Below are 19,488 nucleotides of genomic sequence, written 5' to 3'. Positions count from 1 at the left end.
CGCGGTCGTCTATCAGAGACGAACCCGCGGCGCCACCGGGAACGGGTCGGCGAGCGCCTGCCCGCGCCCCGACAGGCTCGGATTGGTCTGGAAGAACCTGTGGGCGTTGAACGGCTCCTCGCCTTCGCCCGCCACGACGCGGACGCTCGATCCGTCCGGCAGGATGCGGAAACTCTGCTCGGTGTCGCGAAGGTTCGCGTCCATGATCTGCCCGAGAACCTGCTCGTGCACGGTCGGATTGAGCAGCGGAACCAGGGCCTCGACCCGACGATCGAGATTGCGCTGCATGAGATCGGCCGAGGAGATGAACACCCGCGCTTTCGGATGGGGCAGACCATGGCCGGCGCCGAAGGCGTAGATGCGGGCATGTTCGAGGAAGCGGCCGACGATCGACTTGACCCGGATGTTCTCCGACAGGCCCGCCACGCCCGGCCTCAGGCAGCAGATGCCGCGCGCCACGATGTCGATCTGAACCCCCGCCCGGCTCGCCGCGTAGAGCGCGTCGATGATCTCGGGATCGACCAGCGCGTTGCACTTCATCCAGATGCGCGCGGGCTTGCCCTTCGCCGCGTGGTCGGCTTCGTCGGCTATGCAGAGCAGGAGGGTGGTCTTCAGCGAGATCGGCGAGATCGCCATCTGCTCGAGCCCGTCCGGCTCGGCGTAGCCGGTGATGAAGTTGAAGATGCGCGCGACGTCGCGGCCGATCGCCGGCTCCGCCGTGAACAGCGAGATGTCGGTATAGATCTTCGCGGTCACGGGGTGATAATTGCCGGTGCCGAGGTGGCAGTAATTGACCAGCGCGCCGCCCTCGCGCCGCACCACCATCGACAGCTTGGCGTGGGTCTTGAGCTCGATGAAGCCGTACACCACCTGCGCGCCGGCGCGCTCGAGGTCGCGCGCCCAGCGGATGTTGGCTTCCTCGTCGAAGCGCGCCTTGAGCTCGACCAGCGCCGTCACCGACTTGCCCGCCTCCGCCGCCTCCACCAGCGCCCGGACGATCGGACTGTCGGCCGAGGTGCGATAGAGCGTCTGCTTGATCGCCACCACATTGGGATCGTGCGCCGCCTGATTGAGGAACTGGACCACGACGTCGAACGATTCATAAGGGTGGTGGACGACGAGGTCCTTCTGCCGGATGGCTGCGAAGCAGTCGCCGCCGTGCTCCTTCACCCGTTCGGGAAAGCGCGGCGCGTAGGGCGGGAACTTCAGCTCCGGCCGGTCGATCGCGACGAGCTGCGACAGTTCGTTGAGCGCGAGCATGCCCTCGATCAGCACGATGCCCGAGGGCACGACGTCGACGTCGCCGGTGACGAAGGCGCGCAGCGACTCCGGCATGCTGGCCTCGATCTCGAGCCGGATCACCGAGCCGCGCCGCCGGCGCTTGAGCGCGCGCTCGTAGAACCGGACCAGGTCCTCGGCCTCTTCCTCGATCTCGATGTCGCTGTCGCGGATGACGCGGAACGCGCCCTCCCCGAGCACTTCGTATCCGGGAAACAGGAGCCCGATGAAGGCGACGATCAAGCGGTCGAGCGAAACGAAGCGGGCGGTCGCGTTGAGCGCGCCGTCGGGCAGGCGCACGAAACGCTCGACGCTCGAGGGGATGCGCACGAGCGCGCTCATGGTCCGCCCGTCCTGCGGATTGAGCAGCTCCAGCGCCAGGGTGAAGCCGAGATTGGGGATGAACGGGAACGGATGGGCCGGATCGATGGCGAGCGGCGTCAGGATCGGGAAGACGAGGTTGAGAAAATATTCCTGCAGCCAGTCGCGCTCCCGCCGGGTGAGGTCGGCGACGTCGAGAAGGACGATGCCCGCGCCGACGAGTTCCTTGCGCAGCGCGCCCCACCGCTCCTGCTGCGAGGCGACGAGCGTCGCGACGCGCTCGCCGATCCGCTCGAGCTGCTCGGCCGGCGTCAGGCCGTCCTGCGAGATCTCGACGACGTCGGACAGCACCTGGCCGACGAGGCCCGCCACGCGGACCATGAAGAACTCGTCGAGGTTGTTGGCCGAGATCGACAGGAACCTCAGACGCTCGAGCAGCGGATGGTTGCGGTTCGCCGCTTCTTCCAGTACGCGGCGGTTGAACTCGAGCCACGACAGCTCGCGATTGATGAAGCGCTCCGGCGACGCCAGGAGGGGCGACGGGCTATCCCGCTCCGCCAGCGTTTCCGCCGCGTCCAGTTCGAGCGACGTCGTCGCCACGCCTTGCGCCACCGAATTCTCCAAAGTTCGAACGGCGGCGATTGTGAAACAAATCGAGCGCTGCGCCAAGCGTCGACGTCACGGCCGGGCGGCGCGCACCGCCTCGGCGACGGCCGCCAGCGCCTGCGGATAGATCCGGTGCTCCTCGGCCAGCACCCGGGCGGCGAGCCGGGCGGCGTCGTCGCCGGGCAGGACCGGCACGCGCGCCTGCGCCACGATCGGGCCGGCGTCGAGGTCCGCGGTGACGAAATGCACCGTGCAGCCGTGCTCCGCGCGCCCCTCCATGAGCGCCCGCTCGTGGGTGTCGAGGCCTCTGAGATCGGGCAGCAGCGAGGGGTGGATGTTGAGAATCCGCCCGCGCCAGCGCGTGACGAAGGCCGGGCTCAAGATCCGCATGAAGCCCGCGAGGCAGACGAGCTCCACCTCGGCTGCGGCGAGCGCGGCGGTCATCGCCGCCTCGAACGCCGGCTTGCCCGCGAACCCCCTGGCGTCGAGCCCGGCGGCGTCGATCCCCGCTGCGCGCGCGGCCGCGAGCCCGGCCGCCGCGGGCTTGTCCGACAGCACGAGCGCGACCTCGGCCGGGAACGCCTCGTGACGCGCGGCCTCGATCAGCGCGCTCATGTTGGAGCCGCGCCCGGAGATCAGGACGCCGGTCTTCACCCGTGTCATAGCGACAGCCGTCCCCGCGTCTCGACGCGCGCGCCGCCGGACGCTTCCAGCCGGCCGATCAGCGCCGGCTGCAATCCGGCGCGGGCGAGCGCCTCGCGCGCCTCCTCTTCCCGATCCGCCGCGACGAACGCCGCCATGCCGAAGCCGCAGTTGAACGTGCGCAGCATCTCCGCTTCCGACACGCCCCCGACCGAAGCGAGCCAGGAGAACACCGGCTGCGGCGCGAAGGCGGCGAGGTCGAGCGCGACGGAGAGCCCGTCGGGGAGCACGCGCGGCAGATTGTCCGGCCAGCCGCCGCCGGTGATGTGCGCGAGCGCCAGCACGCCGGTCGTCGCCTTCAGTACCTCGAGCAGCGGCCGGACGTAGAGGCGGGTCGGAGTCAAGAACGCTTCGGCCAGCGACCGCCCCGGCTCGAACGGCGCGGGCGCCTCCCAGCGCAGGCCCGACGCCGCGACGATCTTGCGCACGAGGGAAAAGCCGTTGGAATGCACGCCGCTCGACGGCAGCCCGAATACGGCGTCGCCGGCCTTCAGGCCGGGGCTGGGCAGCAGCGTTCCCCGCTCGGCCGCGCCGACCGCAAAGCCCGCGAGGTCGAAGTCGCCGTCGGCGTAGAGGCCCGGCATCTCGGCGGTCTCGCCGCCGATCAGCGCGCAACCCGATTCCGCGCAAGCGGCCGCAATCCCCTCGACGACCGCGGCCGCGACCCGCTCGTCGAGTTTTCCGGCGGCGAAATAGTCGAGGAACAGCAGCGGCTCCGCGCCCTGGACGACGATGTCGTTGACGCACATCGCCACGAGGTCGATCCCGATCGTGTGGTGGATCCCGCTCTCGATCGCGATCTTCACCTTGGTGCCGACGCCGTCGTTGGCGGCGACGAGAATGGGATCCGTGAACCCGGCCGCCTTCAGGTCGAACAGGCCGCCGAAACCGCCGAGTTCGGCGTCCGCCCCCGGCCGGCGGGTCGCCCGGGCGAGCGGCTTGATCCTGTCCACCAGGCGATTGCCGGCGTCGATGTCGACGCCGGATTCCGCATAGGTCAGTGGTCTCCGGCTGTCGGACACTTTTCGGCTCCTCGGGGCCACGGGGTTCGCGAGGGCGTAGTCCGTCGGGCGCCCGCGCGCAAGGCGTCTGCGCGGCCGCTGGCCGGGCGCCGCGCTCCGTACGCCCGGTCGCTGGCGCCCTGCCCTGTAGACGCGGTCGCCGAGCGCGGCTGCGGAGGCGGCGGCCGGGCCGAGCCCGGCTACAAATGCTCGTATTGTCATGTTAGCGTTTCCGGCCTGTCGACTCGAGCGTCTTCGCGAAAGGAGCCCGCTCCTGCCGGAGAGAGCGCGTCGCCTCGACGGACCCCGACGCGGACAAGTCGGCAGGGATTTCATGCAATTCACGCAATTAATCAGAAATGTTCCCAATCTGATTACCCTCGCCCGGATGGTGATGACGCCGATCGCCGTCCAGATGATCGTGTCGGATCGCTACCTCGCAGCTTTCCTGATCTTTCTGCTGGCCGGCGTTTCCGATGGGGTGGACGGGTTCATCGCCCGTCGTTTCGGCCTGCGTACGGAGCTCGGCGCCTACCTCGACCCGCTCGCCGACAAGGCGCTGCTGATCTCGATCTACGTCTCGCTCGCAATCTACGGCGCCCTGCCGGCATGGGTGGCGATCGCGGTGGTCTCGCGCGACGTCATGATCGTGGTCGCGGTGATCGTGTCCTGGCTGCTCGACAAGCCGGTCGAGATCCGGCCGGTCTGGGTCTCGAAGCTCAACACTGCCGCCCAGATCTCGCTCGCGGGCTTCGCGCTCGGCGCGCGCGCCTACGGCCTCGACCCTTTCCCGTTGCAGAGCGTCCTCGAATGGCTGGTCGCAGCCACGGTCGTGGCCTCGGGCGGGGTCTACATCGCCCAGTGGCTGGACCACATGACGCGGTAAGAGGCGGCTGTTTGTCCGCGCGCTCTCGTGTTAAGACGCCGTCATGACGACGAAGGTCCGAAGGCGGCTCACGACGCTGTTTTGCGCAGATGTCGAAGGATATGCCCGCCTCATGGAGGCCGACGAAACGGGCACGCTGGAGACGTTGCGCCGCTGCCGCGCCGCCATGGCGACGCTGGTCGAGCGCCACGACGGGCGCATCGTCAACACCTGGGGCGACGCCGTCATCGCCGAATTTCCCAGCGTCGTGGAGGCCGTGCAATGCGCGGTCGAGACGCAGCAGGAACTCTTCGCCTTCAACGGCGGCCTGCCCGAGCCGCAGCGGATGCGGTTTCGCATCGGAATTCACTTGGGCGACGTGATGGTGGAGGGCGACGACGTCTATGGCGACGGCGTCAATATCGCGGCGCGGTTGCAGGAACGGGCGGAACCGGGGGGAATCCTGATCTCCGGCCCGGTCTACGATCAGGTGCACAACAAGCTGGCCATCGGCTTCGACTGCCTCGGCCAGCAGCATCTGAAAAACGTGTCCAACCCGGTGACGGGCTATCGCATTCTTCAGCGCGGCGCGGGCGCCCCGCCACGCGCGGCGGGGCCCGACGTGAGGGTGGAACTCGCAGCGCCTCGTGATCCCGGACGACAGGTTCAGGACGGGCTCGCTTCGGCATTGGACTGGTGGAGGTCGCTGCCGCGCGCCAGCGCCGTGCTGATCGCCGTCGCGCTCTTCCTGTTTCTGACCAACGTGTTCAGCGGCCTCGGCCACATCTGGTTCCACTGGCCCGTCGCTGCGCTCCTGCTGGTCGCCCTTCTGCGGGCGAGCCGGCGCAGGCCGCCCTGAAGCCCCGCCCGCCCCGAGCGGGTCGATCCAGCGCCGCCCCGCCGGGCGGCGTTTTTTTGTGCGTCGAGGGATCGCGCGGAACTGGCGACGGCGAAGCGGGAGGTCCTTCGGGCGGCGCGTCTCCATCGCCCGGCGGCCGGACCCCGTAGGACGCGGCAGGCGCGAGCCCCGGCGGCCCGGCAGGCGATGTCATCGCGGCCGGCGGCCTTCACGCAGACGATATCAACACCTGCCAAGATCTCGCTGCGATCCCCTTGGGGGGGCGCAGGGGAGTCTGCTCGATGCTTGCCAAACGATTGAGATATTGCGCCTTTGTCCTGGCTGCGAGCGCAGCGCTGGCCGTTTCCGCGCACGCCGCGGTGACGATCGTCGTCACCCAGTCCGGTTCCAACGTCGTGGCCACGGGCAGCGGCACGCTCGACCTCGCGGGACTGACAAAAGGCGCAACCACGCAAGGGAAAGCCGCGGTCTATTCCTCGTCTCTCCTCTCCGTCCTGACGGTCGGCCCGACCACCGCGACGAGCGAACGCGGCTATAGCGGCGCAACCGTCTTGGCCAGTTTCGGCAATGGCGGATCTCACCTCGCCAATGCCGGCTCCGGCGATGGCTTCGGCATCGCGGCGGGCGAAATCTACGTGCCGTCTTCCTTCGCTTCTGGCGGCAGCTTGTCGGGAAGCGCCACCTGGAGCGGGGAAACGCTGGCCGACCTCGGCCTCACCCCCGGGACCTATGTGTCGAGCTGGGCGTCGGACGAAATCACGGTGGACGTCTCCGCCCCGGCGCCCGAATTCTCGACCTGGGCCATGATGCTGGCGGGCTTCGGCGGCCTGACGCTCGCGGGCCGGCGCGCGTCGCGCAAGGCCATCGCCGTCGCAGCCTAACCCCCCGCCCCGAGTGGGTTCAATCCGGCGCCGCCCTGTCGGGCGGCGCTTTTTTTTGCTTCGAGCGTGATCGAGCGCCCGGCGACCCCGCGCCTGCGCTCCGCGATTCCGCAACGACGAGGCCCGGGTCGACATCCGCCTTCCGTGGTAGGATGGTGGCCGGGCCGGATTTGCGGGCGTCGTTGTCGGCGCGGTCGCTGACTGCGCGGCCGCGCTCACGCCGAGCGCGGCTATCGAAGCGCCGACGCCGGCAGATCCGCCCGGTTGGGCGGGACGCGCGCGGGCGCCGATCGCCGGATCCGACGCGGGGGGCGAGCAAGTGGGACCTGGTTCAGCCGATCGGATGTCTTACCGCGCGAGGCGCGCGCCATGAGCGTCGAGCGGCAGGTCGTCTTCTGGGCCCTCGTGCTCGGCGCGTTCGGTTTCGCCCTGCATCTCCTGGGCTCGACGGTCACGCCCTTCGCCGCCGGGATCGCGCTCGGCTATCTCCTCGATCCGCTGGTCGGCCGGCTCGAGAGACTGGGCCTCAACCGGCTCGGCGCGGCGCTGATCATCCTCGTGGCGTTCGCGACCGCGTTCGCCCTCGCCCTGATCGTCGTCGCGCCGATCCTTATCAACGAACTGATCGCGTTCGTGCAGAAATTTCCCGGCTACGCCGTGAAGCTTCAGGCGCTGGCGCTCGAAGAAGGCGCGACGCTCTCCAAGAAATATCTCGGCGGCTGGATCGACACGCTCGGCCTGCGGGCGCAGTTTTCGCCCGACCAGATCCAGAAGTCGCTCGGCGATTTCGTCTCCCAGGGCGCGACCTGGCTCATCAACGCGTTGCAGGGGCTGGTGTCCGGCGGCGCCGCGGTGTTCGGCTTCTTCTCGCTCCTGGTCATCACGCCGGTCGTCGCGTTCTACATTTTGATCGACTGGGAGCGGATGCTCGCCGCGATCGACGGCTGGCTGCCGCTCGACCATCGCGATCACCTGCGCAAGATCGCGCGCGAGATCGACCATGCGCTCGCCGGCTTCATTCGCGGCCAGTCGCTGGTCTGCCTGTTCGACGCCCTGTGGTACGGTATCGGCCTGACGCTGATCGGCCTCGACTTCGGCTTCCTGATCGGGGTGATCGCCGGGTTCCTGAGTTTCATCCCCTATGTCGGTTCGCTGGTCGCGCTCGTCCTGTCGATCGCGGTGTCTCTGGTTCAGGGCTGGCCGAGCCTGAAACTGTTCTTCTTGGCGCTCGCCGTCATGGTCAGCGGCCAGTTTCTCGAAGGCAACGTGATCTCGCCGAATCTCGTCGGCGGCTCGGTCGGCCTCCACCCGGTCTGGCTGATGTTCGCGCTGCTGGCGTTCGGGCAATTGTTCGGCTTCGTCGGCCTCGTCGTCGCCGTCCCGGCGGCGGCGGTGATCGGGGTGATCGTCCGGCACCTGATCGGCCTCTACCGCGCGAGCCCATTCTACCTCGGCCGCGCGGCCGAAGAGCGGACATGACCGGCCTGCCCCGCCAGCTCACGCTCGACTGGCCGCATCGGCCGAGCTTCGCGGCCGAGGATTTTCTCGCCGCCCCGGCGAACCGCGAGGCGCTCGCGGCCGTCGCGCGCTGGCCGGACTGGGCGAGCCGCATGCTCTTGCTGCTCGGCCCCGAGGGATCGGGGAAGAGCCATCTCGGGCACCTATGGGCGGAAAGGGCCGGCGCGACCGTCGTCCACGGCGAGACGCTCGCGGATGCCGACGTCGCCGCCTGCGCCGACGCCGCGGCGATCCTGATCGAGGACGCGGACCGGATCGGCGCGCGCGAGGACCGCCTGTTCCACATCCTCAACGCCGTCCTGCAGAATCAGAGTTTTGCGTTGCTCACCGCCCGCACGGAGCCCTCCGCCTGGGCGCTGCGCACGCCCGACCTCCTGTCGCGCCTGCGCCTCGCCCCGCTGGTCGGGCTCGGGGCGCCGGACTTCGACCTGACCGAAGCGGTCCTGTTCAAGCTGTTCAGCGACCGCCAGCTCACGGTCGAGCCGCGCGTCGTCGCCTTCATCGCGCTGCGCATCGAACGCTCGCTGGCGGCGGCGCGCCGCATTGTCGCGGCGCTCGACCACGAGGCGCTGGCGCGGGGACGGCGGGTGACGCGGGCGATGGCGGCGGAGGTGTTGCGGGAAGCAGGCTCCTCGGAGGAGGGGCCTTAGTTGGCGTCGGCCGACCGGCTATTTCGGTGACAGTTTGCTCTGTCCGTTCGGAAGCGTGGGCGCCATGCGACGTTCGGGGCTGGACATCCGCTCGCCGCGCCGGGATGCTCTGGCCGCCCTCCACGCTGGACCCCATGCCCCAGACCATCGCCGCCGTCACCGTCCTCGTCCCGAGCTATGCGGAAGGCCTCGCGTTCTTTCGCGACGCGCTCGGCTTCGCGGTGGTCGAGGACACGCCGCTCGGCGGCGACAAGCGCTGGGTGGTGGTCGCGCCGCCCGGCGGCGCGGGCGCCGCCATCCTGCTCGCCGTTCCGGGCGACGACCGGCAGCGGGCGCGCGTGGGCGACCAGACGGGGGGACGCGTCGGCATCTTCGTTCACACCGACGACTTCGACCGGGACCATCGCGCCTGGAGCGCGCGCGGCGTCCGCTTTCTGGAAACTCCGCGCCGCGAGCCTTACGGGACGGTGGCCGTCTTTTCCGACCCCTGGGGCGGCAAATGGGACCTGATCCAGCCGACCGGCGCGGGCGGCTGAGCGCAGGCCGGGGCGAACCGGCCTTGTGGCAGCCCCGCTACGGCGCGCGGCCCTGTTCCGGCGTGTCGAGCGCGTCGATGTTTTGCGCGCGCGACCAGATCTCTTCGAAATCCCGCTCGAAGGCGCTGACCGTCGCCGGGTCGGAGATCAGCACCAGATCGTTGTCCTGCTCGGAAAGGCCGGGCTTCGAAAAATTGTCGGAGCCGGTGCGCAGGAGCTTGCCGTCCACGGCATAGGCCTTGAGATGCATCAGCACCCCCTGCCCCTTCACCTTCGCAGCGACGTTGGGATGGGCGAGCAGCGCCTCGATCGGGGCGTCGACCCTGAGCCCGTGCTGCGAGAATTGCGATTTGTCGAAGTAGAGGCGCACGGCGACGTCGCGTTCCGCGGCGTCGATCAGCGCCTCGATCACCCGCGGGTCGGACAGGACATAGGCGGCCATGTCGATCGTGAGCGCCGCGGCGCCGATCACCCGGGCGTCCACTAGCTCCAGATTCTCTTCCGGCGCATAATGAATTTCTGCGCCCGCCGCCCTGTCCGCCCCGGCGGGAAACGGAAGCGCCGCCGCCAGCGCCGTCCCAGCGAGGAGAACCCGCATTTCTCGTCGAATCAGTCCCGCCACGATGCAACCTAACTCGACTTCCGGTTGCAATCCAGTGAATGCGGTGGAGCCGCGGCGCAAACGGCGCGGCGGGCGCATCGCGAGGCGCGCGTGAACAGGTCGACGGAAATCGTCCAGAAACCTTCTGTCTGCCCGCACGACTGCCCATCGGTGTGCGCGCTCGATGTCGAGGTCGTGGGAGGCGCGCGGATCGGGCGGATTCGCGGCGCGCCGGAGCAGACCTACACGTCCGGCGTGATCTGCGCAAAGGTCGCCCGCTACGCCGAGCGCATCCACCATCCCGACCGCCTGACGCAGCCGCTGCTGCGGGTCGGGCCGAAGGGCTCGGGGCAGTTCGCTGCGATCGGCTGGGACGAGGCGCTCGACCGCGTGGCGGAGGCGTTTCTCGCCACGGAGCGGCGGCGCGGGCCGGAAAGCGTCTGGCCATACTTCTACGCCGGCACCATGGGTCTCGTGATGCGCGACGGGATCGAGCGCCTGACCCACGCCAAGCGCTACTCGCGCTTCTACGGCACGATCTGCGTCGGCGTCGCCTGGCCCGGCTGGGTGGCGGGCGCCGGCAAACTGGCCGGCGCCGATCCGCGCGAGATGGCGAAGTCGGACTGCGTCGTGATCTGGGGCACGAACGCGGTGGCGACGCAGGTCAACGTCATGACCCACGCCGTCCGCGCCCGCAAGGAACGCGGCGCGAAGATCGTCGCCGTCGACGTCTACGAGACCGAGACCATGCGCCAGGCCGACCTCGCGCTGAAAGTCCGGCCCGGGACGGACGGCGCGCTCGCCTGCGCCGTCATGCACGTCTGCTTTCGCGACGGTTACGCCGACCGCGACTACCTCGCCCGCTTCACCGACGCGCCCGGCGAACTCGAGGCGCATCTTTCGACCCGCGACCCCGCCTGGGCGGCGGCGATCACCGGCCTCGACGTCGCCGAGATCGAGGCCTTCGCGGCGCTGGTCGGCCGCACGAAGCGCACTTTCTTCCGCCTCGGCTACGGGTTTTCGCGCCAGCGCAACGGCGCGGCCAACATGCACGCGGCGTTGTGCATCCCCGCGGTCACCGGCGCCTGGGCGCACGAGGGCGGCGGCGCGTTCCACAGCAACAGCGGAATCTTCACGCTGAAGAAGACGATGATCGAAGGGCTCGACGTGCGCGATTCGCGCGTGCGCCGCCTCGACCAGTCGCTCGTCGGCGCCGTCCTCACCGGCGAACCGGAGGCGCTCAAGCACGGGCCCCCGGTCGAAGCGATGCTGATCCAGAACACCAATCCGCTCGCCGTCGCGCCGAATCAGGGCAAGGTCCGGCGGGGTTTTTCCCGCGACGACCTGTTCGTGTGCGTCCACGAGCAGTTCATGACCGACACCGCGCGCTACGCCGACGTGGTGCTGCCGGCGACGATGTTTCTGGAGCACGACGACCTCTACACCGCCGGGGGCAATCAGCATCTGCAATTCGCGCCGAAGGCGATCGAGCCCCCGCCCGGCTGCCGTTCGAACCACGAGGTCGTGTGCGCGCTCGCCGACCGCCTCGGCGCCAGGCATCCCGCCTTCGCCATGAGCCCGCGCGAGATCATCGACTGGACGCTGCGCCAATCCGGCTACGGCGATCTCGCGCGGCTGGAAACGGAGCGCTGGCTCGACTGCCAGCCGCCGTTCGAAGACGCGCATTTCCTCAACGGCTTCGGCTTTCCGGACGGGAAATTCCGGTTCAAGCCGGACTGGACGCGCACGCCGCTCGCCAACGACGGCCTGCGCGGCGCGTGGCGCGACATGCCGCGCCTGCCGGACCACTGGGCGGTCAACGAAGCGCCCGACGACCGCCGCCCGTTCAAGCTCGCGACCTCGCCGGCGCGCAATTTCCTCAATTCCTCCTTCACCGAGACCGCGACCTCGCGCCTGCGCGAGCGGCGGCCGGAACTGCTCGTCAATCCGGAGGATGCGGCCGGACTGGGGGTCGGCGACGGCGACCTGATCGAGATCGGCAACGACCGCGGCCGCACCCGCCTGCACGCGCGGCTGTTCGCCGGCGCCAGCCCCGGCGTGATGGTCAGCGAGGGGATCTGGCCGCCGTCGGCCTTCCTCGACGGCTGGGGGATCAACGCCCTCGTCGGCGACGACAGCGTGGCGCCGTTCGGCGGGGTGGCGTTCCACGACGTCGCGATCTGGGCGCGGCGCGCGTGAGCGTCGCCGCCGCTCTTCCTTTGCCGGAAACGGCGCGATATAGGGACGGCGAACCTCGACGATGTCGCACTTTCCCCAACGAGCAGCGCAATCATGAAGAAGCCGTCCGGCACGCGATCCGACGAGCCTGAGCAGAGCCTTGTGGATATCTCAACAATCGACCAACTGGCGAAAATCGCTTCGAAATACGATCTGAGCGAGGTCGAGATCGACCTCGGCGAGGTTCGGGTTCGCCTTGCGCGCGAGCGCGTCCCGGTCGTGCCGGCGGTCGCGGTTCCGGCCGCCGCCGCCCCGGTCGCGGCCGCGTCCTTCACCTTCCCTTCCCAGACGGCAGGCGCCGCCGAACCGGCCGAAGCCGACCATGGCGACGCCGCCGTCAAATCGCCGATGGTCGGCACCGCCTACCTGCGGCCGAGCCCCGAGGCGAAGCCCTTCGTCGAGGTGGGCGAGATCGTGAAGGCCGGCGACAAGCTTCTGCTCGTCGAGGCGATGAAGACATTCAACGACATCGTCGCCCACCGCGGCGGCAAGATCGTCAGCATCCTCGTATCGGACGGCTCCCCGGTCGAATACGGCCAGCCGCTGGTCGTCATCGAGTGATCGGATAGGGTTCGATGTTCGACAAGATTCTCATCGCCAACCGGGGCGAGATCGCGCTTCGCGTGATGCGCGCCGCCAAGGAGCTCGGCATCTCGACGGTCGCCGTCTACTCGACCGCCGACAAGGAGGCGATGCACGTCAAGCTCGCCGACGAGAGCGTCTGCATCGGGCCGCCTCCGGCCAAGGACAGCTATCTCAACATCCCCGCCATCGTCGCCGCCTGCGAGATCACCGGCGCGGACGCGGTTCACCCCGGCTACGGCTTCCTGTCCGAAAACGCCCGCTTCGCCGACATCCTGGAAGAACACGAGATCGCGTTCATCGGCCCCAAGGCGGACCACATCCGCCTGATGGGCGACAAGATCGAGGCCAAGCGCACCGCGGCGCGGCTCGGCATTCCTTGCGTCCCCGGCTCCGAAGGCGCCATCGACGACCCGGCCGAGGCGCTCAGGATCGCCGACGAGATCGGCTATCCGGTGATCGTCAAGGCGGCGGCGGGCGGCGGCGGCCGCGGCATGAAGGTCGCCAACAATTCGGACGAACTGGCCAACGCCCTCGAGAACGCCCGCATCGAAGCCAAGACGGCCTTCGGCAACGATCAAGTCTACCTGGAAAAATATCTCGCCAAGCCGCGCCACATCGAGATCCAGGTGCTCGGCGACGGCAAGGGCGGCGCCGTCCATCTCGGCGAGCGCGACTGCTCGCTGCAGCGCCGCCACCAGAAGGTCTGGGAAGAAGGCCCCTCGCCGGCGCTGAACGCCGAGCAGCGCGACGAGATCGGCGGGATCTGCGCGCGCGCCGTCGCGGAGCTCGGCTATGTCGGCGCCGGCACGATCGAGTTCCTCTACGAGAGCGGCCAGTTCTACTTCATCGAGATGAACACCCGGGTGCAGGTCGAGCATCCGGTCACCGAGATGATCACCGGCATCGACATCGTCAACGAGCAGATCAAGATCGCGGCCGGCTCGCCGCTGTCGATCACCCAGGACGAGGTGCGCGTGCTCGGCGCCGCGATCGAGTGCCGCGTCAATGCGGAGCACGCCCGGACCTTCCTGCCCTCGCCGGGGCGGATCACCTACTTCCATCCGCCGGGAGGGCTCGGAGTGCGGGTCGATTCGTCCGCCTATCAGGGCTACGTGATCCCGCCCTACTACGACTCCCTGGTCGGCAAGCTGATCGTCCACGGCCGCACCCGGACCGAGGCGCTGATGCGGCTCAGGCGCGCCCTCGACGAATTCATCGTCGACGGCATCAACACCACGCTGCCGCTGTTTCGCGCCCTGGTCCGCAACCCGGACGTCCAGAACGGCCAGTACGACATCCACTGGCTCGAAGAGTTCCTCAAGACCGAACCGCCGATGGACGACTAGGCAAGGGCGCCGGCTGCGGCGCTCGACGACGGTTCCGAGACAGGGGCCCGGAGCCTCCAGGGTCGTCTCGGTCCCGGGCGCGGATTCCATGTTTCCAGGCCTTGCGCGAAGTTTTCCGGGCGAGCGTCGCGCCCGATCCGGTCATCGTCTCCCTCGCCGCCTCGTCGTGCTGGCGTGGAAGGCGGTGGGTCTCGAAGCGCCGGTTCGGACCTGCGATCTTTCCGCTGATCAGCGCCCAATCGCGCGGATTGGGATTGGCCGCCGCCTTCCGCCGCGGCGCCGCGGGCTTCCGCCCCAGACGGCGGAAAGGCGGACTCAGGACATTTGGATTTCCTCGGTATTCCCCGTGCGAAGTTGGACTTTTCAAGGACTTGCGGGCGGCGCCCAGCGCAAAAAAACCGGCCGAGCGCCGTTGCCGCGCCGACCCGCCGGGCCTGCCGCCGGGCGCGGGCGGACTCCGGGCTCGACGGGTGACGGAAGGGAGCGGACAAGGCGACCTCGCGGTTGGCTTGACGGAACAAATGTAGAACATGCCCGGGCGGCGGGCAGGGATTTGTCGCGCGAGGCGGTCGGCGGGAACGGGCCGGAATGCCGACGTCCGGACCGAGGCCCGAGCCGGCGCAGTCCGCCCGATGCGCGCGGATGCCCCGAACGATCCAACGGCCGGACTCGACGTTTTGCGGGCGGCATCCATCGGGGAATGGGCGCCTCGTTCTGGTGAGGAAGCGGCCTCACGGGGAGGCGTAGACGCGTGCTCATGGCCGCCTACGAAGGTCATAGCGACACCTGCTGCTACGACCTGGCCGAGGAAGCGTGCGAGTTGTGTGATTCTCAATCACAGCTTTCCAGCGATCAACGTGCTATTAATCAGCGGGGCGTGCATATTCCCGATCGGCGGCCGTCTAAGTCGCCTTGTAGAGATCGAAGGGACCCGTGCATGGTGGCAGATGTCGTCTTCCCGCAATCCAGCGAAAACCAGCCAGAAAGAATCAGACTTACCCACTTTCGTAACCTCTCGGAGCTGGAAAGCGGCGTCTATTGGCCACAGCTTCAACCCTACTTCATGAAGCCTCAATTCAGACGCCTGACCTACCGGCTGACAGGCCGAGTCCCGAACGGCAGGGAGCAGGAGCAGGTTCTTTCAACGCGCGGCGCCAGCGGTCTCGGCGTTCTCGACGTCGCCTACGTCAAGGACCGGTATTCGACCGCGATGTCGATCGGCGATCCCGGGCTTCCGGATTACTGCCTGACGTCCGTGAGCCAGGGGGCCCTGGCCTACGTCGCCCCCGGCGCCAGACGAGACGGCGACTCCGACAGGACAACCGGTCTGATCTACCGAGGGCTGCCCGGGACGCGTCTCTCCGCCACGGACGATCACGTGCGGATGGCGATCTGGATTCCGGCGCCGAGCCTCAAGGAGCGGCTGGCCGCGCTGTTGGGCGAACCAGGGAAGGACGACATCGTCTTCGATCCGTTTATCGATTGGGAATCCGGCCCGGGTCAGGGCATTCGGCGTCTGATCTGGCTCTTGGCCGAAGAACTTGCATCGCCGAATTCTTTCGCAGCCAACGACATGGCTTGCCGGTCGTTCACGGACCTTTTGCTTTACACATTGCTCAGATCCCAGCCGAACAACTACTCGATGCAGTTGGCCCGACCCGGCCAATGTCCCGTGCCCCGGATTATTCGCCGTGCAGAGGAATACATTCAGGCTCGCGCCGGACAACCCATCGCGCTGCACGAAGTCGCGGATGCGGCCGGCTGCAGCGTGCGCAGCTTGCAACTCGGGTTCCGCCAGTTCCGCGACATGACGCCGGCGGCGGCGATTCGGAAAGCCAGGCTTGAGGCCGTGCAAAGAATTTTAGTTTTCGGCGAATGTGGACGCACGGTCACCGACATCGCCTATCAATACGGCTTCACCAATCCAGGCCGTTTCGCCGGACTCTACAAGAGAATGTTCGGAGTATCTCCGTCAAACGACCTGCGGCGCAATCCTTTCCGCAGGCCCGGCTGACGCTGAACGCGGCCGTGAACTTCTCCGCCGCCCGCGGAGTGCGGCCTGATAGTTGCGCAATTTGTCCGTCTATTTCGCGAACCGACATAGCACGTCCTGGTTGCGGGAGCGCACGATACACCCGTCAAGTGCGGCAAATGTCCGACTCGGCGGCAGAAGCAGCCGCTCGATATCTCAAGCGGCGTTAGGCCGGATCTCCGGAGGGAACCCCGATGAGCAAACCGGAGCCGGTGGGCGCGCCGGTGGCGCGGCGCCGAAGTCGGTGGCGGGCGGCGATCCTCGGCCGATTGAGTGGGCCTGGCGGACTGTATAACCTGGGCGACGCGCTCGGCTTCGGGTCCGGGTTGTTGGTGACCTATCTTGGCTGGTGGGAATCCACGGACAATGTCGAGAACGTCCTGTCGATCGGAATGCGATATGTGGCGGGAAGTCCGGCCGCTGTCGCCCTCACAATAGCGACAGCAATCTTCTTTGGGAGTGGGGAAGCTTACCATCGGGCGTGGTCGAACGGCTACCCTCCCGATACGAAATTGACGCAGATCGGAGATCTTTTCTCGGCTTTCGGCGCGATCGCGCTTGGCGCCGGCTTGTATCTGCTCGGCAATCCCGTCCTCGCCGCCACTTCGGGACTGCTGCACGCCGCTGGCAAGTTCGGCAGCGCATTCAGCCCCAGGGGCAAACGCTCGTCAACGGGGCGCAAGATTGACGCCAGCGCGCTATGCCGCATCATCGTATTGATCAGTCGTGCTCCCGCCCTGATCGCGACCTCTGCCGATATTTTGTCCTCGAGGGCGCGCGATGAACGCTCCTTTGCGTTCATCTCCTTGGTGATGCTCGTTTGCTACCTGATCTGGAGCGTGGCGGACTTGATGCTGCTGACACGAGACAACGTTCTGATGAGATTGTTTCGCCCAAAACTGGCTCGGAAAGTACGCGTTTAGCGAGAAGGTCCATTCCAAGTGGAGGTCGCCGCATGCGTCTATGCATCGCCACAGCTTTCCTGTTGAGCGCCGCTCCGGCCGTCGCCCATGATCAATGGGCGAACGGCAAGGACGTCCCGGGCTGGATAAAGTCGGCGTGCTGCGGGGTCGCGGAGGCACATCACCTCCGGCCAGAACAGGTCACGTTCAACGTGCGCGGCGAATATGTCGTCGAAGGCTATCACGCGCCGCTCGACGTCAAATTTGCGCAGCCGAGTCAGGACGGCGAATACTGGATCTTCTATCGCCAATTTCTCGACGGCTCTCAATCGGCCGCCTACTGCTTTTTCGCTCCGCTGAACTTCTAAGCGATCCTGTTGACCGCTCAAACCGTGTTTCACATCCTCTGCGCCGGCGCGGGCTCGACGTCAGCCGGGGGTCCGGACCCGAAATCCTGATTGGCAAACTCCCATGGGCGCCGGCTTTCGGATTAGCAACCCTCGCCGCTGGTTCACGGCCTCGCCGATGTTGGAAGCCTATCGGGGTCGCGAGCGCGCAATGTCGCTCGGGGTCGGGACGGACGTGCTGCTCTCGACGCCGATCCTGGTCATCGCGATCTGGTCGGGGTCTCTGACGCTGCTGGCGGACGCAATGCGCGCTTGCCTTCTCACCCTGCTGGAACTGTTTGCCTATTTCGTGATGCGACGTATCCACCGCGGGCGGCTGCCCAGCTACCAGTACGGATCCGGCAAGATCGAAAGCTTCCTCAATTGTCTGATCGGCATGGCGCTCGTGCTCTCCAGCATCTGGATTTTCGCCCTCGGCGTCCTCTCGATGCTGCAGCCGGCGCAGGCCAACCCCCTCGGGTTCGCGGTCGCCGCCGCCACCGGCGCGGTCAACACGACACAGAACGCCTGGATGTTGACGACCTATCTGCGCGCCCGCCGCTTCGGCGCCTCCATCCTCATCGACGGGCAGGTCAGGACGAGATTGCTGAAGGTGGTGTCTTCAGCTTCGGCGACGCTCGCCATCCTTGTCTCGGCGATCTTCGCCGGCCAGATCAGCGGGCGGGTCGCGGACCTCGTGGGTTCGGCGGTCGTGGTCCAGATGATGCTCTGGACAGCCTACCAGCTGATTGCCGGCGCCTTGCCCGACCTCATGGACCGAATGCTCGATCCCTCGCAGCTCGCGCTGGTCAACCGCGTGCTCCTCTCCTACTTCGACCGTATCGACGCGATCCATCACGTGCGCACCCGGCGCTCCGGTGTGATCAAGTATATCGAGATCGGGGTCGGCTTTTCCGCGGACCGGCGCATCGGCGAGATCGACGCGATCAACCGATCCCTGGAAAAGGAGCTGGAAGCGCAGATTCCTGACGCCAAGGTCACCTTGGTCGCCGCGGCGGCGGCGCTTTGAATATGGCCATTTGTTCGGTACGCAGCGGAGCGAGTATCTCCGGCCCAATCAGGTCACGCATGACGTTGCCCGCGTCGCTTACCGCCAAGGCGCGGTGTCCGGCGGAATGCGGGCGTCCGCACACGGACCCGCAGGGCTGGCCGCCCCGGGCGCTCGTTCCTTCAAGCCTCGGCGTGCGCAGTCACGGCGTCTTTTGCCTGCTCGAAATCGCGCGCGGCCGGGTCTGCGACGAACCGTCCGAACCGATCGGAAGCGCCGCGAGGCGACCGGCCGGCTTCGTCACCCCGCGCCGACGCGCGCGAGCCCGGCCCTGGCTTCGGCGTTCCCCGGATTGAGCGAGGCGGCGCTGCGGTAGGCTTCCGCGGCCTTGGCCCGGTTGCCGAGCTTCTCGTAGGCCGTCCCGAGGCCGGCCCAGGCGTCGGAATTGTGGTCGTCGACGTTGAGCGCGGCGTCGAAGTCGTCCACCGCCTTCTGCCACTGCCCGGTCGAGAGGAAGCTCTGTCCGCGCGCCATGTAGGGCGCGCCGGCGAACGGGTCGCGGTCGATGGCGTTGTTGAAATCGGTGATCGCCAGCGCCTGATTGCCCTGGCGCTGATAGATCAGGCCGCGCGCGTGATAGGCCTGCGCGCCTTCCGGGTTCAGCCGGATCGCCTGATTGAGGTCGGCGAGCGCGGCGTCGTAATTGTCGTGCGCCCGCTCGAGGTTGCCGCGCCCGAGATAGGCCGCGGCGGCGTTGGGATTGGCGGCGATCGCCTGGCTGAAGTCCTGCATCGCCAGATCGTCCTGCTTCTGCTGGCGATAGGCGAGCGCGCGGTTGGTGTAGGCCCCGGAGAAATGCGGGTCGAGCTCGATGGCGTGGGAGAAATCGTCGACCGCGTTCGAATAGCGGCCGAGCTTGGCGTAGACCACGCCGCGGGTGTTGTAGGCTACGGGGTCGCGCGGATTGCGCTGGATGACCTCGGTCAGCGAGTCGATGTTGCCGGCGTTGGACTCCTGCGCTTTCGGCCCGGCCTCGACTTCCGCCACCTTGCTGGACGCGTTCACGCCGCCCATGGACTCGCTGCAGGCGGCGAGCGCGAGCGCGGTCGCTGCGATCAAAGCCGCCCTGGCGGCGGTTCCGAGACCCATTGTCATCATGCCACTCCGCCGCG

General features: G+C 67.9%; 18 protein-coding genes. 13 read left to right on the top strand and 5 right to left on the bottom strand.

Annotated elements, in window-relative coordinates; genetic code table 11:
• Positions 1 to 12: 12 nt before the first annotated feature.
• The 3 genes from DFR50_RS07875 to purM form a co-directional block, all read right to left on the bottom strand.
• Complete coding sequence (locus tag DFR50_RS07875) at positions 13 to 2,211, bottom strand: RNA degradosome polyphosphate kinase (protein ID WP_425376071.1); 2,199 nt, start codon at positions 2,209 to 2,211, stop codon at positions 13 to 15.
• A 66-nt stretch (positions 2,212 to 2,277) separates the two neighbouring features.
• Positions 2,278 to 2,868, bottom strand: a complete 591-nt coding sequence (purN, locus tag DFR50_RS07870) for a phosphoribosylglycinamide formyltransferase (protein ID WP_113888650.1) — start codon at positions 2,866 to 2,868, stop codon at positions 2,278 to 2,280.
• On the bottom strand, positions 2,865 to 3,929 hold the full coding sequence (gene purM / locus DFR50_RS07865; RefSeq protein WP_245427448.1) for a phosphoribosylformylglycinamidine cyclo-ligase: 1,065 nt from the start codon (positions 3,927 to 3,929) through the stop codon (positions 2,865 to 2,867). The genes purN and purM overlap by 4 nt, the downstream gene beginning before the upstream one ends.
• A 313-nt stretch (positions 3,930 to 4,242) precedes the next feature.
• Between purM and DFR50_RS07860 the strand changes: the two genes are divergently transcribed.
• From DFR50_RS07860 to DFR50_RS07835, 6 genes are all read left to right on the top strand, one after another.
• Entirely contained in the window at positions 4,243 to 4,794 is a 552-nt protein-coding gene (locus DFR50_RS07860; RefSeq protein ID WP_113888648.1) for a CDP-alcohol phosphatidyltransferase family protein, read from the top strand.
• A gap of 43 nt (positions 4,795 to 4,837) precedes the next feature.
• Positions 4,838 to 5,632 carry an adenylate/guanylate cyclase domain-containing protein gene (locus DFR50_RS07855; RefSeq protein WP_113888647.1) on the top strand — a complete coding sequence of 265 codons (795 nt, stop codon included), beginning with the start codon at positions 4,838 to 4,840 and terminating at the stop codon, positions 5,630 to 5,632.
• A 359-nt stretch (positions 5,633 to 5,991) separates the two neighbouring features.
• Positions 5,992 to 6,513 (top strand): hypothetical protein, encoded by a 522-nt coding sequence (locus DFR50_RS07850; protein ID WP_147262680.1) that lies wholly within the window; start codon positions 5,992 to 5,994, stop codon positions 6,511 to 6,513.
• A 369-nt stretch (positions 6,514 to 6,882) separates the two neighbouring features.
• On the top strand, positions 6,883 to 7,992 hold the full coding sequence (locus tag DFR50_RS07845; RefSeq protein ID WP_113888645.1) for an AI-2E family transporter: 1,110 nt from the start codon (positions 6,883 to 6,885) through the stop codon (positions 7,990 to 7,992).
• The gene (locus tag DFR50_RS07840; protein WP_113888644.1) at positions 7,989 to 8,681 is read left to right on the top strand and encodes a P-loop NTPase family protein; all 693 of its coding nucleotides are present in this window, start codon (positions 7,989 to 7,991) and stop codon (positions 8,679 to 8,681) included. Before DFR50_RS07845 ends, DFR50_RS07840 begins: the two co-directional genes overlap by 4 nt.
• A gap of 134 nt (positions 8,682 to 8,815) precedes the next feature.
• On the top strand, positions 8,816 to 9,217 hold the full coding sequence (locus DFR50_RS07835) for a VOC family protein (RefSeq protein ID WP_113888748.1): 402 nt from the start codon (positions 8,816 to 8,818) through the stop codon (positions 9,215 to 9,217).
• A 37-nt stretch (positions 9,218 to 9,254) separates the two neighbouring features.
• Here DFR50_RS07835 and DFR50_RS07830 read toward each other — a convergent pair whose 3' ends face one another.
• Positions 9,255 to 9,815 (bottom strand): phospholipase D-like domain-containing protein, encoded by a 561-nt coding sequence (locus DFR50_RS07830; protein ID WP_170153100.1) that lies wholly within the window; start codon positions 9,813 to 9,815, stop codon positions 9,255 to 9,257.
• Between the two features lie 114 nt (positions 9,816 to 9,929).
• Here DFR50_RS07830 and DFR50_RS07825 point away from each other — a divergent pair, with 114 nt between their 5' ends.
• From DFR50_RS07825 to DFR50_RS07795, 7 genes are all read left to right on the top strand, one after another.
• Positions 9,930 to 12,017 (top strand): molybdopterin oxidoreductase family protein, encoded by a 2,088-nt coding sequence (locus tag DFR50_RS07825; RefSeq protein WP_113888642.1) that lies wholly within the window; start codon positions 9,930 to 9,932, stop codon positions 12,015 to 12,017.
• Positions 12,018 to 12,110: 93 nt separating this feature from the next.
• Positions 12,111 to 12,617, top strand: a complete 507-nt coding sequence (gene accB / locus DFR50_RS07820) for an acetyl-CoA carboxylase biotin carboxyl carrier protein (RefSeq protein WP_113888641.1) — start codon at positions 12,111 to 12,113, stop codon at positions 12,615 to 12,617.
• Between the two features lie 14 nt (positions 12,618 to 12,631).
• Entirely contained in the window at positions 12,632 to 13,987 is a 1,356-nt protein-coding gene (gene accC, locus DFR50_RS07815; RefSeq protein WP_113888640.1) for an acetyl-CoA carboxylase biotin carboxylase subunit, read from the top strand.
• A 937-nt stretch (positions 13,988 to 14,924) separates the two neighbouring features.
• Positions 14,925 to 16,001, top strand: coding sequence for an AraC family transcriptional regulator (locus tag DFR50_RS07810; protein WP_170153099.1), 1,077 nt, complete (start codon positions 14,925 to 14,927; stop codon positions 15,999 to 16,001).
• Positions 16,002 to 16,213: 212 nt separating this feature from the next.
• Positions 16,214 to 16,942: a hypothetical protein gene (locus tag DFR50_RS07805; protein WP_113888638.1), complete on the top strand. Its 729-nt coding sequence runs from the start codon at positions 16,214 to 16,216 to the stop codon at positions 16,940 to 16,942.
• 32 nt (positions 16,943 to 16,974) lie between these two features.
• Complete coding sequence (locus DFR50_RS07800) at positions 16,975 to 17,289, top strand: hypothetical protein (RefSeq protein WP_113888637.1); 315 nt, start codon at positions 16,975 to 16,977, stop codon at positions 17,287 to 17,289.
• Positions 17,290 to 17,479: 190 nt separating this feature from the next.
• Positions 17,480 to 18,337, top strand: coding sequence for a cation diffusion facilitator family transporter (locus DFR50_RS07795; protein WP_170153098.1), 858 nt, complete (start codon positions 17,480 to 17,482; stop codon positions 18,335 to 18,337).
• 279 nt (positions 18,338 to 18,616) lie between these two features.
• Here the strand turns inward: DFR50_RS07795 and DFR50_RS07790 are convergent, their stop codons facing one another.
• On the bottom strand, positions 18,617 to 19,471 hold the full coding sequence (locus DFR50_RS07790) for a tetratricopeptide repeat protein (RefSeq protein WP_113888747.1): 855 nt from the start codon (positions 19,469 to 19,471) through the stop codon (positions 18,617 to 18,619).
• Positions 19,472 to 19,488: the final 17 nt, after the last annotated feature.

The organism is Roseiarcus fermentans (assembly GCF_003315135.1).
Classification (GTDB): Bacteria; Pseudomonadota; Alphaproteobacteria; order Rhizobiales; family Beijerinckiaceae; genus Roseiarcus; species Roseiarcus fermentans.
Note: the sequence above shows the minus strand (reverse complement) of the source record. Positions and strands in the feature narration are given on the sequence as shown.

Coding starts and splice junctions, on each gene's coding strand:
- purN (WP_113888650.1), bottom strand. CDS start 2,868: ATGACACGGGTGAAGACCGGCGTCCTGATCTCCGGGCGCGGCTCCAAC.
- DFR50_RS07860 (WP_113888648.1), top strand. CDS start 4,243: ATGCAATTCACGCAATTAATCAGAAATGTTCCCAATCTGATTACCCTC.
- DFR50_RS07855 (WP_113888647.1), top strand. CDS start 4,838: ATGACGACGAAGGTCCGAAGGCGGCTCACGACGCTGTTTTGCGCAGAT.
- DFR50_RS07845 (WP_113888645.1), top strand. CDS start 6,883: ATGAGCGTCGAGCGGCAGGTCGTCTTCTGGGCCCTCGTGCTCGGCGCG.
- DFR50_RS07840 (WP_113888644.1), top strand. CDS start 7,989: ATGACCGGCCTGCCCCGCCAGCTCACGCTCGACTGGCCGCATCGGCCG.
- DFR50_RS07835 (WP_113888748.1), top strand. CDS start 8,816: ATGCCCCAGACCATCGCCGCCGTCACCGTCCTCGTCCCGAGCTATGCG.
- DFR50_RS07830 (WP_170153100.1), bottom strand. CDS start 9,815: ATGCGGGTTCTCCTCGCTGGGACGGCGCTGGCGGCGGCGCTTCCGTTT.
- accB (WP_113888641.1), top strand. CDS start 12,111: ATGAAGAAGCCGTCCGGCACGCGATCCGACGAGCCTGAGCAGAGCCTT.
- accC (WP_113888640.1), top strand. CDS start 12,632: ATGTTCGACAAGATTCTCATCGCCAACCGGGGCGAGATCGCGCTTCGC.
- DFR50_RS07810 (WP_170153099.1), top strand. CDS start 14,925: ATGGTGGCAGATGTCGTCTTCCCGCAATCCAGCGAAAACCAGCCAGAA.
- DFR50_RS07805 (WP_113888638.1), top strand. CDS start 16,214: ATGAGCAAACCGGAGCCGGTGGGCGCGCCGGTGGCGCGGCGCCGAAGT.
- DFR50_RS07800 (WP_113888637.1), top strand. CDS start 16,975: ATGCGTCTATGCATCGCCACAGCTTTCCTGTTGAGCGCCGCTCCGGCC.
- DFR50_RS07795 (WP_170153098.1), top strand. CDS start 17,480: ATGTCGCTCGGGGTCGGGACGGACGTGCTGCTCTCGACGCCGATCCTG.
- DFR50_RS07790 (WP_113888747.1), bottom strand. CDS start 19,471: ATGACAATGGGTCTCGGAACCGCCGCCAGGGCGGCTTTGATCGCAGCG.